Raw genomic sequence first — 16,911 nt, 5'->3', positions numbered from 1 at the left:
GAGTGTGGCGCCGGGCGGGTGTCCGTGACCGAGTCGTGGTCAGGTTGGTTTTCGTGCAGAACCTAGCCCGCCGGCACCAGAATCACGAAGTTCTTCTTCATGTCTTCCAGCACAGTCCACTTGCCCTTGGCGCCCGGTTCGATAATGAACGTGTCGCCAGCGGCCAATGTGACCGGGGCGCAGCCCTCAAGCTCGATGACGCAGCGGCCGCTCAGGACGTGGCAGAACTCCCAGACTTTGTAGTCGATGCGCCACGCGCCGATGCTGGCTTGCCATTCCCCGCAAATGCGACCTTGCTGTTCATCGTGGTAGTACTTGGACGTCAGGGTGTGCGGGGTGCCTTCCAGGACTTCTTCGAAAAAGGGCAGGTCGCGTACCGGTTGGATATCCAGTTCGCGGAATACGGTGAGACTCTTGTTCATTGATTGTTCTCGGGCACGTTGTGGATAGGGCGATACATCAAATGGGCTTCACCGCTCACGCGCAGCATCGGGTGCGCAACGATCTGGCAGGTTTTGACGATTTGAAAACCGTGACGTTCGTAAAAGCGGCGGGCACCGTGGTTTTCCGCATAGTCGATCAGGCATAGCCCATCCAGCCCAGCGTCGTCGGCGCGCTGCTGCGCGTGGCGGAGAAACTCGACGCCCAGCCCCTGGCTGCGCCATGCCTCATCCAGCGCCAGGCTGGAGATGTACAAGGTGTCGGGTATTTCCATGTCGGCATAAGGCGCGAGGACCGGGTCGGTCTCGGCAGGCGCGTCAGGGCTCGCGCGCAACGCATAGCTATGCATCATGCCGATGACGCGCCCGTCGGACGTGGCCATCAGGCAGTTCTTGTAGGAGAAGTCGCCTTGCTCCCGGGCATAGCGTGCCGCACCGACACTCAGCAACGCTTCCCCTGGTGCGCCGAGCTTGCTCCAGATGTAGTCGGCCATGCCCTCCGAAGTCAGTTGAAAGAAGCGCGCGATGTCGTGCGCGTCCGAGGCGTGAGCGGGTCTGAAGTCGATAGACATGTGGGGTGCTTCCATGGGCTCGGGTGGTTAGTTTTGAAGGATTGCGCCTTTAGCAGCGGGCAGGGTAGGCGATTTGGACGCTACCCATCATGCTCTGGGCGAACACCGTCAGCACGACCTGCGACGTTGCGCTCATGCTCATGGTTGTCGGCCACGGCGTCGTGATCGTTGATCATCTGATTGGGCCGTGGCTGGACACATCAATGGGTTTCGCTGCATTGCTGGCGCCCTTGCGGCGTTATCAAGCAGCCGCCACCTGTCCGTTGCTGATGCTGCTCACTTCAAACTGCCCCACCAGTTTTTGCAGTTTGTTGGCATTGAGCCGCACGGTCTCGGCACTGCCTTGCAACACCACTACCGTCTCACGCATCTGCGCCGAAGAGTGGTCGACCTGTTTGATTGTCTTGCCGTAGTCAAGGCTGCGCTTGTTCAACTGCTGAATGACCGCAAACATACTTTCCACCGCTTGATGCAACTGCACGTTTTCCGAGGACGCATCTTCGGCCAGGCGCAAGCTGTTATCGACGTCCTTGACGCCTTCCTTCATGAAGCTGACGGCGGTTTGTGTTTCATTCTGCAAGCCCTCGACCATCTGCCGAATATCATCGGCAGCCCGAGAGGTACGTGAGGCGAGGCTACGTACCTCATCGGCAACCACGGCAAAACCTCGCCCATGTTCGCCTGCGCGCGCGGCTTCGATGGCAGCATTGAGTGCCAGCAGGTTCGTCTGGTTGGTGATGTCACTGATCAGCCCGGTAATGTTGCCGATTTGCGTCATGCGGCTGTCGAGTAACTGCACGCTTGCGGAAGAGCGCTCGACCACATCCCGAATCGACTGGGTGCCTGTCTGCACCGCGAGAAACTGCTCGCGAGCCCGGGTTACGACTTCGTCCATCGCCTGTTTCATTTGTTCGGCACTGGCAGAGGCTTGTTGAATTTCACCCAGTTGCTCTTCAACGATGATCATCATGCAATGCACCGCTTCGGCCACCTCGGCCGAGGTGATGCCGGCTTCCTGGCTGCGCCCCAGCATCATCTGATTGGTGGCGCCGACGGTGCGACTGGCCTTCACTACCTGGCCGACCACCGAGTCCAGATTATCGATGAAGCTGTTGATCCAACGCCCCATGTCGCCGGTCTCGTCGTTGGCCATTCGCGCGGTGTCCAGACGCTGACGAAGGTTGCCCTCGCCCTCGGCAATGGTCCTGATCACGCCTGTCATCTCGCTCAACCGTTGCGCAAGCCGTTTAGGCCCCAACAGGCTGAACAGCGCAGCGGCGCAGACCATGCCCAAAACCTCCAGGGCATCGATCATGCCCTGTGCCAGGCCGCTGTAATGTTGAATCGTGTAATTGCAGGCAAAGAGCCCTGTCATGGTTGCGAGATAAGGTTTCATCAAGCCATAACTGAGTGAGCGTCGACGGTAAACTTCCTCCAGATCGGCCTCGCACATCATTCCCCAGCGATCAGGTGAGCCTGGCAGTTGGAACGTAACTCCCTTGCCCACCACCGGGATGTGCCGATAGTCCGAATAACCGGGATACGTCACGAACAGATTGGAGCCCATGCGGATTGTTTCGCGCACACCTGGGTGCAACTCTTGGGTCGCCGGGTCGGTGAAGCGCAGTTCCAACTCAGTGTGCCGTTGAATCTGCACGGTCTTGTAGGGCGTGCGTACGCCACTTTTCAGATTCTCTGCGTGGGTAAACGTGCCGTCCTCGAAACGTGAACGCGACAACGCGGTTCCCGCTGCGACCGCAGGATCGAAACGTGATTGCGCCATGAACAGATAATTGTCGCCCGACTCGGCATAGATGTGCCCGGCCTCACGTTGTATAAGATCGCCCAAGACATCGTTTGGCACACGACCGCAAAGGCAGCCTAGAACTTTTCCATCGGCCATCAATGGCTGATAAAACATCAACGTGACTTCATCGTGAAAGCGTGAAGTCGATGGACCGATCTGCAACGTCAATGGATCGATGTAGGGGCCATGTAGAAACGGTGCTTTCAACCCTTCGGCCAAGGCGCGGGTGTTCTCAAGCTTATTGTTGCAGCGTCCGCTCCAGGTAGAGGTGATGACTTTCCCGTCGACACCCACAACAAACAGCTCGGAAAAATCTTCGGCTTGGCTGAGCTTGTCCATCAGCGCATACCTGTCGGTATGGGCAATATCACGACCGAGCGTTTCCGCCAGTTCCGCGAGGTGTTCCCATTGCTCGCGGGTCCAGTTGTGTAGCAACTGCACGCGGGTTTGTGCAATGGCTTCAAAGGTTTGTTCGATCACAGGATAAGCCGACCGATTCAGCCGGCATGACCACCCCATCGCAATCTTTCCTGTTTTGCCGAACCAGGGTAGCCAGTTCTTTTCGTTAGAGGATAACTGCATGACTTTACTTGAAAGCGACATTTGCCTCTCCAACCGCGACACTCGGATGGCAAATTGATAGCAAATAGCAAGCCAAGTCGTAAGCACCCTACCAATTGCCTTAATCGTAGGATCGTCTGCGGTCGGCAGCGTTGCGCGCGCTTGAGCCTATGAGCCTGGGTGCTTCAACGTGGTGCGCAGGAGCTCTGCATGCACTGAAAAATGCTGGTTGATGAGCGAGTGAAAGGTTGTGTGTGGGGGCTGTTGCAAGCGTGCTCCATTTGCTACCGATTACGACCGTGCTGCAAAATCGAAATCGCACGCTACCTGAATCCCCCGGGATTTCAGTCACAAGCTGTCCGGATCCCCAAAAAACATCTGTATCCGCGACCTCAACCACCGCTCTGCCGGGTCATTATCCTGCGCTCCACGCCAAGCCATGTGCAGCTCAAAGCTCTGCACCTCAATCGGCAGATCCTCCGCCCGCAACCCACCGCCTGCTGTCAGCACTGCGGCGGTGTAATCCGGCACCGTAGCGACAATGTCGGTCCCGCCCAGCAAACTCCCCAACCCATTGAACTGCGGCACCGCCAGCACCACATGGCGCTTGCGGCCAAGCTCATCCAGCGCTTCATCGATGAACCCGGACAGGTCGCCAGCGAACGACACCAACGCATGCGGGCGAGCGCAGAAGTCGTCCAGGGTGATGCTGCCGGGCATGCTGTCGGCACGCAGCAGCTTGGGCTTGCTGCGCCGCAGCACCTTGCGCTTGGCGTTGGCCGGGAGGTCATTGGTGTAGCTCACTCCTACCGAAATTTCGCCTGAGCCGAGCAGGGTCGGCATCAACAGGTAGTTGACTCGGCGCACCACCAGCACGATACCTGGCGCCTCGGCGCGGATGCGTTTGAGCAGTTGCGGCAGCAGGGCGAATTCGGCGTCGTCGGACAAACCAATGCGAAACACCGAGGTGCTGGTAGCCGGGTCGAACTCGGCGGCGCGGCTGACGGCGGTGGAGATCGAGTCGAGCGCGGGGGAGAGCAGGGCGAAGATTTCCTGAGCACGCGCCGAAGGCTCCATGCTGCGGCCGGTACGCACGAACAACGGGTCGTCGAACAGATTGCGCAGGCGCGACAGCGCAGCGCTGATCGCGGGCTGGCCGAGGAACAGCTTCTCGGCGGCGCGGGTCACGCTGCGTTCGTGCATGAGGGTCTCGAACACGATCAGCAGGTTGAGGTCTACACGACGCAGGTCGTTACGGTTCATCGATGCGCTTAGCCTATCGCCAGAGGTGGGCAGGGGTGAATCTTACGGCCAAAGGCTGTTACCCTGCACCGATTTCCGGGAGCCAATCTGCGATTTTGCAGGGGGCCCAATCAATGACAGGCATGTCGACTATTAATCGCCACTGATGGTCTAACGGTGAAAGCCCGGATAAAGTTCGTGGTAATACGAGATTCACACAGGCGAGGTATGCGATGTCCCGCATGATCCGATTCCACTCCTTCGGCGCCGCCGATGTGCTCCGCATCGAGGAGCAGGGCGCGCCGTCGCCCGCTGCCGGCGAGCTGCAGATCCGCGTCGAAGCGATTGGCGTCAGCTGGTATGACGTGCTCTGGCGGCAGAACCTGGCACCGTCCAAGGCGCGCTTGCCAGCCGGCATCGGCCAGGAAATGGCCGGCGTGGTCACCGCAGTAGGCGCTGGCGTCGACGATATAGCTGTTGGTGATCGGGTAGCGAGCTTCCCGGCCACCAGCGCCAACGATCATCCGGTGTACGGTGACGTTATCGTCTTGCCGCGCACGGCGATCACCCGCTACCCGGATATTCTCTCTCCGGTCGAAGCGAGCGTGCATTACACGCCGCTGCTGATCGCCTACTTCGCCTACGTTGATCTGGCGCGGGCCAAGGCCGGCCAGACCGCGCTGGTCACTGATGCCAGCCACTGCGCCGGGCCGGCATTTGTCCAGTTGGGCAAGGCGCTGGGCTTGAAGGTGTTTGCTGCAACCAAGGACCCGGAACAGCGCGAATACCTCTTGGGCCTGGGCGCTGACAAGGTCATCGTCACCGAGGAGCAGGATCTGCTCATGCAGATCGGCAAGTACACCGACGGGCGCGGCGTGGACATGGTCCTCGACGGCCTGGGTGGGCCGCAGATGTCGCTGTTGGGCGATGTTCTGGCGCCGCGTGGCAGCCTGGTGCTGTATGGCCTGCAAGGTGGCAACCAGACGCCGTTCCCAGCGTGCGCGGCGTTTCAGAAGAACATCCAGTTCTACGTGCACTGCATCGGCAACTTCATCGGCAAGCCGGAGCTGGGTATCAGCCAGGACCAGGTCGCCTTGCAGCGCGCGCTACGCGATATCAACCAGTTCACGGCTGACCAGTTGCTGACGCCGCAGATCATCAAGGTGTATCCGTTCAGCCAGGTGGTCGAGGCTCATCGCTACATGGACGAGTGCCCATGCGGTGGCCGGGTGGTACTGGACATGGGCCAGGTTTGAAACCTGCTGCCGCCAGGCTGGCGGTAATCAGTCCCACCTTTGAGAGGGCCGCATTGCGGCCCTTTTTCGTTGTTGATTGCGGCTAATTCCGTATCAAAGCGTTACTTCGGATAAATCCTACACGCTTTAAGTAAATATCCTACAGCTTACCCTGTCGCTGAAACTTCTCCGTCTAATTTACGATGGAGCTGCTTGATTGTTGTGCTTGCTTGCTGATGGTTTTCTCGTTAATTCTTGAATGAAGCGTTTATTCCCAGAACTTTGGCGTTAATCGCCCAGGACGAACTCATCAGCTTGCAAGGCTCACAGCTCGCGCCGCAGTCACAGACGCTCAGGCGCTGGTCCGGAGGAGGGGCGAGCGAGCGCTTGTGCCTAGAGGATGTGAAGCTCAGCAACTAAGCCATGGTTTCGCAATTGCTTGTGGGAAATTTCCCAAAAGTTTATCGACACATTGAGATTGCTCATACTCGGTAGTTCGAGGATGAGTGGTCTGAAACAGGGAGTGCCGTCATGAGCAATATCCATGAACAAGCGTTGGAATATGTCTACACGCAAGTGCTTGAACACTTGATGGAGCATATGTCGCAAGCACTGCGCGCCTCGATGCAGCTGCTGATTCAACGGCTGATGGTCGCAGCGGGAGGGGTTGACTGTCTTGGCCAGTTTCAACTGCTGGTGATTCACGGCGCAGACCGTGACAGCGCTTTGTTGCTGAGCACGCTGCGCGCAGCTCAGCTGACCATCGCCCAGCGTGCGCCGCAGACGTTCAGGCTGAAAGTGCTGGTTGCCTCGCTGCCGGCGGCCAGCGAGGCCGTGCTGGACTATCACGAGCGGTGTTTCAGCACCTTGTTTCTGCAGGACGATCCGCGCGTGGAGTTGCTGCTGATCCAGGGCCAGCACCTGGTGCCCTTCAGCCGCAGGCCGCAAACACAGCACGCGGACTGGATACCGACCCGCGATGCGTTATTGCTGTTTGGGCATCTCAATGGCGGCGCGGCAGAGGCGCTGCTTGGCAGCCGCCTGCATTTGCAGATGGCCAGCGCGTGTAACCAGGTGCTGAGCGATGCGCAAGGCGTACTGGCACTGATCACCATGCTGCCGCCCCGCCAGCGCTACCGCTACCTGGCGTGGTGCCGGCGTTGTTTACGCCTGGCTGACGAGCCCGGCTTGCACCCGCTCTCGCTGGATATCGCCTACCTGATCAGGGCGCTGGCCTGGCTGCATGACGTTGTCGCTACGCCGTCGCAAGCTGCGCTTGCGCCTACCGATAGCAGCGATGGTGCGTCCTTGCAGGTGATCGCAGTTGGCGACCTGCTCGATCAAAGGCCGGCAGACCTTGAGTTCGAGCGGCTGTTGAAAGCGCCCCTCGTCGCGGCTGAGTGTTTGCCACCGCTGGCGGTGTGCTTTGAGGTGGATGCCTTGATCCAGCTTCGCCAGTTGCGCGAGCGCATTGTCCAGCGTCGGGTCAAGGGCGCAAACCTGCGGCTGGGCCTTAAACCACGCACAGAACAGGCCGCCGACGAAATGGCGCAAGCGCGTCTGATGCAGGTGCTGGAACTGACCGAGAAGCAGTTGATCTGTTTGCTGCATGCCCCATTTGCCGGTCACGGTGCTGGCCTGGTGAGCTTTATCGAGTGCTATCACCCGGGGATGCTGGTGGCCATGCCCTACCTGCATCGGGCCCTGCTGGGCAAAACATGCCCCGATGGCGTCCTGCATTGGCTGGTCGAGGCAAGCGGCTTGAGCCTGGTGCAGTTGCGTGCGGTGTATGGGCGGCAGGTGGGTCAGCCCGCCAGGCGCATGCTGGAGTACCTGGCCCGACGCGACATGGCCCTGTGCTTGCTGCGCAGTGCCGATGAGCTGACGACCACTGATCCGGAGTGCTTGCCAGGATCAGCTGTCTGTATGTATAACCAGTAGCTGTCCCCGCTGCCTGACCCGTACCGTGATTGCCCATTCCGTCGAAGACCCGCTCTACTACCTGCATAATTTTCGCCAGGTGCTGGGGTGGGTCGCCCAGCGTTACCACGATCTGCTCGATGAGTCCGAGCAGGCTTTTCTGATTGCGTTCGAGCGCCTGCCGCAGCCCGCCCAGGCGCTGCTGGTACGTATGGTGATGCGCAAAGGTGAGCTGTTTCGCACTGACAAGCTGACCTATGCCGAGATTGGTGATGCCCACTCAGCCCTGCGACCGCTGGGGGAGCTGGGCTGGATCTGCGAGCGCGCGCCACTGACGATCGAGCAGTTGTTTGCTTTGCTGCGCAAAGACGAACTGGCAGCGTGCTTTGCCGCGCAGTTGGTCAGGCCACGGGCACCCAAGGCTGATCTGCTGCTGCAGCTGCAAGCCCTGCAGCTGGAGCCAAGGCCGCTGGTCCAATGGTTCGCCGGCTTTGACGTGAAGGTCATCCACTGGCGATTGCAGCCCCTGTGTGATCGGTTGCGTCTGCTGTTTTTTGGCAACCTCTACCAGGATTGGTCGGACTTCGTGCTCGCCGATACCGGCGTGCTGCGCTTTGAAAAAGTCCCTTTCAGTGATGACTCGCGCGCCCTGCGCAAACGTGCCGAAGTCGACCTGGCCATGGCCCTGCATCACTGCGCCGAGCGCCTGGAGCAGGGCGAGGCGCCGGCAACCTTGCTGGCGGAGCTCGACGGCCTGCACAGTGACAACCCCTGGCTGGCGCGGCGGCGCTCGCGGTTGTTGTTCAGCGTTGGTCAGCATTGCGAACGCCTGGCCGAATGGCATCTGGCATTGGCGGTCTACGAGCAGAGCCGGCACCCTGAGGCACGTATTCGCCAGGTGCGTGTACACGAGCGCAGCGAGCAGTGGAGCAAGGCGTACAGACTTGCTGAGCAGATGGCCAGTGCGCCTGCCAACCCGCTCGAAACACAGGCCCTGGCGCGCATGCTGCCGCGCCTGGCACGCAAGCTCGGCGGGCCACCGACGCCGCGGCGGCGGGTTGGTGCGGTTACCCTCCTCGAACTCGAACTGCCCGCCGAGATGGCTGCGCTGGGTGTCGAGCGGGCCGTGCAGGAGCACCTGGCACAGGAGGGTGGCTCGGTGCACTACGTCGAGAACACCTTGTTCAACAGCTTGTTCGGGCTGCTCTGCTGGGAGCCGATCTTCGCGCCCGTGACCGGGGCGTTTTTTCACCCGTTTCAGAGCGCGCCGCAGGACTTGCATGACGCTGACTTTCGCGAGCGCCGCAGCGCGCTGTTCGACAGCTGCCTGGGGCGGCTCGATGATGCCAGCCATGGCGAGTTGATACGCGCGTGTTATCAGGCCAAATATGGCCTGCAGTCGCCGTTCGTGTTCTGGTCGATGCTGCCCACGGAGCTGCTTGAACTGGCCCTGAGCTGCCTGCCGGCAATGCATCTGAAACAGTGCTTCCTGCGCTTGCTGCAGGACATCCGCAACAACCGCACAGGCATGCCTGACCTGATCCAGTTCTGGCCGGAGCAGGGCAGCTATCGCATGATCGAGGTCAAAGGACCGGGCGATCGGCTCCAGGACAATCAGCTGCGCTGGATCGAATTCTGCCGCGAACACGGCCTGCCGGTTACCGTCTGCCATGTGCGTTGGGCGGCTGCCCAGGCATGAGTTATACCGTCGCCGTGCGCGCCTTGTGCGAATTCAGCGCCAAGGTCGGCGACCTCGACCTGCGCTTTACCCCATCACCCACTGCGCAGGAGGGCATCGCCGGCCATCGCCGGGTAGTGGCACGCCGCGAGGTGGGTTATGAAGCTGAAGTCAGCCTGCAAGGCCAATACCTCAGCCTGCAGGTGCGTGGCCGCGCCGATGGTTATGATCCGGCGCGCAACCGCCTCGAAGAAATCAAGACCCACCGCGGTGATCTGGCGCGCCAGCCTGCCAACCATCGCCAGTTGCATTGGGCGCAGGCCAAGGTCTACGGCTGGTTGCTGTGCCAGGCGCGGCAGTTGCCCAGCATCGACATAGCGCTGGTGTATCTTGATGTCGACAGCGACCGCCAAACGCTGATCAGCGAGCACTACAGCGCAGCAGATCTGCAGCTGTTTTTCGAGGTTCAATGCCAGCGCTTTCTTGCCTGGGCCCAGGCACAGGAGCAACGTTTGCAAGCGCGCGACCAGGGCTTGCAGGCAATGGGTTTCCCCTACCCGCAGTTTCGCCAGGGCCAGCGCCAGTTGGCCGAGACACTGTACAAGGCCGTTAGCACCGGTCGCTGTCTGATGGCTCAGGCCAGTACCGGCATCGGCAAGACACTCGGCACGTTGTTTCCATTGCTCAAGGCGGTGGTGCCGCAGCAGCTCGACACAGTGTTCTTCCTTACAGCCAAAACCCCGGGGCGGGCACTGGCCCTGGATGCCCTGCGCCAGCTCACCGCCGCCAGCCCGCAGCCGGCTCTGCGCAGCCTTGAGCTGATCGCGCGGGACAAGGCCTGTGAATATCCAGGCAACGCCTGCCATGGCGAGTCGTGCCCACTGGCCAAAGGCTTTTACGATCGCCTGGCGGCTGCCCGCGAGGCCGCTGGCGCTGTGCCGCTGCTGGATCGCGAAGCGTTGCGCGAGGTCGCGCTGGCGCATCAGGTGTGCCCTTATTATCTGGGTCAGGAGATGGCGCGCTGGGCTGACGTGGTCGTGGCGGACTACAACTATTACTTTGATGCCCACGCATTACTGTTTGGCCTCGCGCAGCTCAATCAGTGGCGCGTGGCAGTGCTGGTGGACGAAGCACACAACCTGGTCGAGCGTGGTCGGGCGATGTACAGCGCCAGTTTCGATCAGGGCCAGTTGCTGACGCTTCGGCAAAGCAAACCGCAAGGGCTGAGCAGCGCGCTGGATCGGCTCAACCGCCAATGGAATGCCCTGCATAAAGACCAGCGTGTCCCGTATCAAGCCGGCGAGCGCCTGCCAGAAGCCTTTATCGGGGCGTTGCAGCAATGTGTTGGCTTGATCCAGGAGCAGCTCAACCAATCGCCGCTGGGCATTGATCCGCTGCTGCTGCAGTTTTTTTTCCAGGCACTGCAGTTCACGCGCATTGCCGAGCTGTTCGACGAGCACTTTCTGTTTGATGTCAGCGTGCGTAATGGCCCGCGTAACAGACGCCTGAGCACGCTGTGCCTGCGTAATGTGGTCCCGGCCCGCCTGCTTGGGCCGCGCATGAGCGCTGCGCGCAGTGTCACGTTGTTTTCTGCCACGCTCAGCCCTCGGCATTACTATGCCGATCTGCTTGGGATGCCGGCCGACACGGCCTGGCTCGATGTTGCCGCGCCGTTCCAGGCCGAGCAATTGCAGGTACGCATCATCAGTCATGTGTCGACGCGTTACCGCGAACGGCAGGCGTCACTGGCGCCTATCGTCGAGCTGATCGCCGAGCAGTACCGCAGCAAGCCTGGCAACTACCTGGCCTTTTTCAGCAGCTTCGAGTACTTGCAACAGGTGGCCGCACTGCTTGCCGAGCGCTATCCGCAGTTGCCGCGCTGGGAGCAGGCCAGCGGCATGGACGAAGCTGCGCGCGAAGCGTTTCTGGCGCGCTTTGTCCCGGATGGCGAGGGCATTGGTTTTGCGGTGCTTGGCGGCGCATTTGGAGAGGGCGTCGACCTGCCGGGAACCCGCTTGATCGGAGCATTTGTTGCCACGCTGGGTTTGCCACAGGTCAACCCGATCAATGAGCAGTTCAAGCAACGCCTGGGCCGGCAGTTCGGCGCCGGCTTTGACTACGCCTATCTGTACCCCGGCGTACGCAAGGTAATCCAGGCCGCAGGGCGGGTCATTCGTGGCGATCAGGACCGCGGCGTGTTGCTGTTGATCGACGAGCGCTTCGCTGAAACACGCGTTCAGCAGATGTTTCCCAAATGGTGGCAGATAGCTAGCGAATAATCCCCGCAGGCCCCATCGCACGGCATTGCAACTCCCAGTACACTGCGTGTTCCAACACTCACATTCGTTGAACTCGAGGTTTCTGCATGACGCTCAGTCCTTTGGCAGGCAAGCCGGCTCCGGCCAGTGTGCTGGTCGATATTCCCCGCCTGTTGACCGCCTATTACACCGGCCGCCCTGATGCGTCCGTGGCAGCCCAGCGCGTGGCCTTCGGCACCTCGGGGCATCGCGGTACGTCGATGGAGTTGAGCTTCAACGAGGCGCATGTGCTGGCGATCACCCAGGCCATCTGCCTGTACCGTGCGCAGCAAGGCATCGACGGGCCGCTGTTCATCGGTGCCGACACCCATGCGTTGTCCGCGCCGGCGGCCGCCAGCGCGCTGGAAGTGCTGGCCGCCAACGGTGTGCAGGTGATGCTGTCCAAGGACGATGAATACACGCCAACGCCTGCGGTGTCGCACGCGATCCTTTGCTACAACCGCGGCCGCCAGAGCGGCATGGCAGATGGCATTGTCATCACGCCGTCGCACAATCCACCGCAGAGCGGTGGCTTCAAGTACAACCCGCCCAATGGCGGGCCGGCCGACAGCGACGTGACCAAGTGGGTCGAGGCCAAGGCCAACGAACTGCTTGGCGCAGATCTGGCTGGGGTAAAGCGCATGGACTATGCGCAAGCGCTGCAAGCGCCGACTACCCAGCGTCACGACTACTTGGGCAATTACGTCGCCGACCTGGAAAACGTGATCGATTTCGAGGTAATCCGCTCGGCCAACCTGCGTCTGGGCGTCGATCCGCTGGGCGGTGCCGGGGTACGTTACTGGCAGGCGATTGCCGACCGCTACCAATTGAACCTGGAAGTGGTCAACACCGAGGTCGACCCGACCTTCCGCTTCATGTGCGTCGACTGGGACGGGCAGATCCGCATGGACCCGTCCTCGCCGTACGCCATGCAGGGCCTGATCGGCCTGCGCGACCGCTTCGATGTGGCCTTTGCCTGCGATCCTGATCACGACCGCCACGGCATCGTCACCGCCGATGGCCTGTTGCAACCCAACAACTACCTGGCCGTGACCATCGACTACCTGTTCCGCAACCGCCCGCAATGGCGCAGCGATGCTGCAGTGGGCAAAACCGTGGTCAGCAGTGGTTTGATTGACCGCGTGACTGCAGCGCTTGGCCGCACCCTTTACGAAGTGCCAGTCGGTTTCAAGTACTTTGCTGCGGGTCTGTTCGACGGCTCGCTAGGCTTTGGCGGCGAAGAAAGTGCCGGCGCCTCGTTCCTGCGTCGCGACGGATCGGTCTGGGCCACGGATAAGGACGGGCTTATTCCAGCCTTGCTTGCCGCGGAGATGACTGCCCGCACCGGACGTAACCCGAGCCAGATCTATGCCGACCTCACTGCGAAGCTGGGCAAGCCCTACGCAACCCGAGTCGAGGCCAAGGCCGATCCTCGGCAGAAGGCCCTGCTGAGCAAGCTGGCGCCGGAGCAGGTGACGTCGACTGAACTGGCGGGCGAGCCAATCGAGCAGATCCTCAGTCACGCGCCGGGTAACGCTCAGGCGATCGGCGGGCTCAAGGTGATGACGGCCAATGGCTGGTTTGCCGCGCGGCCGTCGGGCACCGAAGACATCTACAAGATCTACGCCGAGAGCTTCATCGACGAGGCGCACTTGCAGCGCCTGGTCAAGGAGGCTCAGGTGCTGGTGGATGCAGCTATCGCCTGACCAGCGAGCTGAGTTGAATATCGAAAGCAGAGAAGGGGCCTTGTGCCCCTTTTTTGTGGGCGAGCCTTGCGGTCTTGAGAGATAAGGCATTGCCGCCAATCATCGGCAATTTACATAGCCCCCTAATCAAAGCTTTGACATTCACTGCCTAAGCAGTAATATTTGCACACACATTTGTCTGAGCTGGGCCGCAAGCCGATGTCGCATTTCAGTCCTGAAAACTTCCAGACCTGCACGATCGGCATGCTGCTGGGCCGAGCGGCGCTGCTCAAGGACCGCATTCTTGACGCGCATCTCGAGGGCGAAGGGGTTACGGCCGCGCAATTCAAGGTGCTGATCATCGTCACTCAGTACCAGGTCGACACCCCGGCCGAGCTGTGTCGCTATCTGGGCCTGGACAGCGGCTCGATGACGCGCATGCTCGACCGCCTCGAACACAAAGGGCTGATCCTGCGCAATCGCTGCCCGGACGACCGCCGTCAGGTGCGCCTGGCCTTGACCGCCGACGGTCAGCGCCTGGCCGATCGCGTGCCCGAAGTGGGCGCAGCAGCAATGAACGAACTGGTCGGCGTGCTCCAGCCTGAAGAATTGCAGACCCTCGAAGGCCTGTTGGCCAAGGTCCTGCTCAATGCCGGCGACCCTCTGACGATCCGCCGCTTCGGCGATCGTTGATCCCTGTTACGAATTCCCCAAGGTACTGTCATGGCCACTCCTGCGGACACAACCCAATCTTCCCCGGCTCCGGAAAATTCGCGCAAGCGCAAGACCTGGCTGCTGGCCGTGCTCTTGCTGGTGATACTCGGTGGCGCTGCTGCCTGGGCCTGGTACAGCCTGGTCGGGCGCTGGCACGAGAGCACCGATGACGCCTACGTCAACGGCAACGTGGTGGAAATCACCCCGCTGGTGACCGGCACCGTTACCAGTATCGGCGCCGACGATGGCGATCTGGTGCAGGCCGGCCAGGTCTTGCTGCAATTCGATCCCGCCGACAGCGAGGTTGCCTTGCAGTCCTCCGAGGCCAAATTGGCGCGTACCGTGCGCCAGGTCCGCGGCTTGTACAGTAACGTCGACTCGCTCAAGGCACAGATGCAAAGCCGCGCTGCGGAATTGAAGAAAGCCCGCGATAACTACAACCGGCGCAAGGTCCTGGCCGACAGCGGGGCGATCTCCCGCGAAGAGATCTCCCATGCCCAGGATGACCTGAGTTCCGCGCAAAGTGCCTTGGACAGCGCCCAGCAGCAGCTGAACACCAGTACTGCGCTGGTCGACGACACGCTGTTGGCCTCGCACCCGGAGGTGATGGCTGCCGCTGCCGATGTACGCCAAGCGTATCTGGATAACGCTCGCACTACCTTGGTTGCACCCGTTACAGGCTATGTTGCCAAACGCACCGTGCAGTTGGGCCAGCGCTTGCAACCGGGCACTGCGACCATGGCCGTGATCCCGCTGGATGAGGTGTGGATCGACGCCAACTTCAAGGAAACCCAGCTGCGCAATATGCGCATCGGCCAGCCGGTAGAGATCAGCGCCGACCTGTATGGCAGCGACATCAAGTACAACGGCACCATCGACAGTCTCGGCGCCGGTACCGGCAGTGCGTTTGCCTTGCTGCCTGCGCAAAATGCCACCGGCAACTGGATCAAGATCGTCCAGCGGGTGCCAGTGCGTGTGCACCTTAACCCCGAGCAACTGCGCGATCATCCGCTGCGCATCGGCTTGTCGACGGTGGTTGAAGTCGATCTGCACGATCAGACCGGCCCGACCCTGGCGCAACAGCCTCCGCAACAAGCCAGCTACAGCACCCAGGTGTATGAGCGCCAACTGGTCGATGCCGACCGGCTGATCGCGCGCTTGATCCATGACAACAGCGCCGCAGGCAAGACGGCGCAGCGATGAACAACAACGGCGCTGCGCAGTTCACTCCGCCAAGCCTGCTGCTGACCACCATTGGTCTGTCGCTGGCGACGTTCATGCAGGTACTCGATACAACCATCGCCAACGTCGCCTTGCCGACCATTTCCGGCAACCTCGGTGTCAGTTACGAGCAGGGCACCTGGGTGATCACCTCGTTTGCGGTGAGCAACGCGATTGCCTTGCCGCTGACCGGCTGGCTAAGCCGGCGTTTTGGTGAGGTCAAGCTGTTCATCTGGGCGACGCTGTTGTTCGTGATGGCGTCATTTCTGTGCGGGATCGCCCAGTCGATGCCTGAGCTGGTTGGCTTTCGCGTGCTGCAGGGGGTGGTCGCCGGGCCGCTATACCCGATGACGCAGACCTTGCTGATTGCAGTGTATCCACCGGCCAAGCGGGGGATGGCGCTGGCGCTGCTGGCGATGGTGACGGTTGTTGCACCGATTGCCGGGCCGATCTTGGGCGGCTGGATTACTGACAGCTACAGCTGGCCGTGGATTTTCTTCATCAACGTTCCAATTGGCCTGTTCGCCGCTGCCGTGGTGCGCCAGCAGATGCGCACGCGACAGGTCGTGACCAGCCGGCAACCGATGGACTACATCGGTTTGATCACCTTGATCATTGGGGTGGGGGCGTTGCAGGTGGTGCTCGACAAGGGTAACGACCTGGACTGGTTCGAGTCGTCGTTCATCATCATGGGCAGCCTGATCTCGGTGGTGTTCCTGGCCATCTTCATCATCTGGGAGCTCACCGACCGCCACCCGGTGGTGAACCTGCGGCTGTTTGCCCATCGCAACTTTCGCGTCGGCACCATCGTGCTGGTTGGCGGCTACGCAGGCTTTTTCGGCATCAACTTGATCCTGCCGCAATGGCTGCAGACGCAGATGGGCTATACCGCCACCTGGGCCGGGCTGGCCGTGGCGCCGATTGGCTTGCTGCCGGTGATCATGTCGCCTTTCGTGGGCAAGTATGCGCACCGCTTCGACCTGCGGGTGCTGGCCGGCCTGGCATTTCTCGCGATCGGCGCCAGCTGTTACATGCGCGCCGGCTTCACCAGCGAGGTGGACTTCCAGCACATTGCCCTGGTGCAGCTGTTCATGGGCATCGGCGTGGCGCTGTTCTTCATGCCGACCTTGAGCATTCTGCTGTCTGACCTGCCACCGCAGCAGATCGCCGATGGCTCAGGCCTGGCGACATTCCTGCGGACCCTGGGCGGCAGCTTTGCGGCATCGCTGACAACCTGGATCTGGATTCGCCGGGCCGATCAGCATCACGCCTATTTGAGCGAGCACATCAGCCAGTACGATCCCGCCACTCGGCATACGCTTGAGCAACTGGGGGGCGCCAGCCCGCAGAGCTACGCGCAGCTTGAGCAGATCGTCAACAGCCAGGCCTACATGATGTCGACGGTGGACTACTTCACCCTGATGACCTGGGTATTCGCCGGCCTGATCCTGTTGGTATGGTTTGCCAAGCCGCCGTTTACGGCCAAGGCCGGGCCGGCCTCAGCGGGACATTAGTTGTCAACTCAGGCAAGCAAGCGTT

General features: G+C 61.1%; 12 protein-coding genes. 8 read left to right on the top strand and 4 right to left on the bottom strand.

Annotation, left to right across the window (positions count from 1 at the left end):
- Window positions 1-62 precede the first annotated feature (62 nt).
- The 4 genes from CXQ80_RS12370 to CXQ80_RS12355 form a co-directional block, all read right to left on the bottom strand.
- The gene (locus tag CXQ80_RS12370) at window positions 63-422 is read right to left on the bottom strand and encodes a cupin domain-containing protein (protein WP_101319833.1); all 360 of its coding nucleotides are present in this window, start codon (window positions 420-422) and stop codon (window positions 63-65) included.
- The gene (locus CXQ80_RS12365; protein ID WP_178080769.1) at window positions 419-1,012 is read right to left on the bottom strand and encodes a GNAT family N-acetyltransferase; all 594 of its coding nucleotides are present in this window, start codon (window positions 1,010-1,012) and stop codon (window positions 419-421) included. The genes CXQ80_RS12370 and CXQ80_RS12365 overlap by 4 nt, the downstream gene beginning before the upstream one ends.
- 241 nt (window positions 1,013-1,253) lie before the next feature.
- The gene (locus tag CXQ80_RS25340) at window positions 1,254-1,907 is read right to left on the bottom strand and encodes a methyl-accepting chemotaxis protein (RefSeq protein WP_371918930.1); all 654 of its coding nucleotides are present in this window, start codon (window positions 1,905-1,907) and stop codon (window positions 1,254-1,256) included.
- A 1,821-nt stretch (window positions 1,908-3,728) separates the two neighbouring features.
- On the bottom strand, window positions 3,729-4,643 hold the full coding sequence (locus tag CXQ80_RS12355; RefSeq protein WP_101319826.1) for a LysR family transcriptional regulator: 915 nt from the start codon (window positions 4,641-4,643) through the stop codon (window positions 3,729-3,731).
- A 212-nt stretch (window positions 4,644-4,855) separates the two neighbouring features.
- On the opposite strand from CXQ80_RS12355, the gene CXQ80_RS12350 reads away from it, so the two are divergent.
- The 8 genes from CXQ80_RS12350 (at window position 4,856) to CXQ80_RS12315 (ending at window position 16,886) form a co-directional block, all read left to right on the top strand.
- Window positions 4,856-5,878: a zinc-dependent alcohol dehydrogenase family protein gene (locus tag CXQ80_RS12350; protein ID WP_101319824.1), complete on the top strand. Its 1,023-nt coding sequence runs from the start codon at window positions 4,856-4,858 to the stop codon at window positions 5,876-5,878.
- 510 nt (window positions 5,879-6,388) lie between these two features.
- Complete coding sequence (locus CXQ80_RS12345) at window positions 6,389-7,798, top strand: hypothetical protein (RefSeq protein WP_101319822.1); 1,410 nt, start codon at window positions 6,389-6,391, stop codon at window positions 7,796-7,798.
- Window positions 7,799-7,823: 25 nt separating this feature from the next.
- Window positions 7,824-9,476, top strand: coding sequence for a VRR-NUC domain-containing protein (locus CXQ80_RS12340; RefSeq protein ID WP_101319820.1), 1,653 nt, complete (start codon window positions 7,824-7,826; stop codon window positions 9,474-9,476).
- Window positions 9,473-11,734, top strand: a complete 2,262-nt coding sequence (locus CXQ80_RS12335; protein ID WP_101319818.1) for an ATP-dependent DNA helicase — start codon at window positions 9,473-9,475, stop codon at window positions 11,732-11,734. The genes CXQ80_RS12340 and CXQ80_RS12335 overlap by 4 nt, the downstream gene beginning before the upstream one ends.
- 86 nt (window positions 11,735-11,820) lie before the next feature.
- Window positions 11,821-13,458, top strand: coding sequence for a phosphoglucomutase (alpha-D-glucose-1,6-bisphosphate-dependent) (gene pgm, locus CXQ80_RS12330; protein WP_101319816.1), 1,638 nt, complete (start codon window positions 11,821-11,823; stop codon window positions 13,456-13,458).
- Window positions 13,459-13,656: 198 nt separating this feature from the next.
- The gene (locus CXQ80_RS12325) at window positions 13,657-14,130 is read left to right on the top strand and encodes a MarR family winged helix-turn-helix transcriptional regulator (protein WP_101323035.1); all 474 of its coding nucleotides are present in this window, start codon (window positions 13,657-13,659) and stop codon (window positions 14,128-14,130) included.
- A gap of 30 nt (window positions 14,131-14,160) precedes the next feature.
- Complete coding sequence (locus CXQ80_RS12320; protein WP_101319813.1) at window positions 14,161-15,354, top strand: HlyD family efflux transporter periplasmic adaptor subunit; 1,194 nt, start codon at window positions 14,161-14,163, stop codon at window positions 15,352-15,354.
- Window positions 15,351-16,886 (top strand): DHA2 family efflux MFS transporter permease subunit, encoded by a 1,536-nt coding sequence (locus tag CXQ80_RS12315; RefSeq protein ID WP_101319810.1) that lies wholly within the window; start codon window positions 15,351-15,353, stop codon window positions 16,884-16,886. The genes CXQ80_RS12320 and CXQ80_RS12315 overlap by 4 nt, the downstream gene beginning before the upstream one ends.
- Window positions 16,887-16,911 lie beyond the last annotated feature (25 nt).

Origin of the sequence: Pseudomonas sp. 02C 26 (assembly GCF_002843585.1) — a bacterium.
In the GTDB taxonomy this organism is placed as follows: Bacteria; Pseudomonadota; Gammaproteobacteria; order Pseudomonadales; family Pseudomonadaceae; genus Aquipseudomonas; species Aquipseudomonas shirazensis.
The sequence above is the reverse complement of the archived record's forward strand: the minus strand, read 5'-3'. Positions and strand labels throughout refer to the sequence as shown.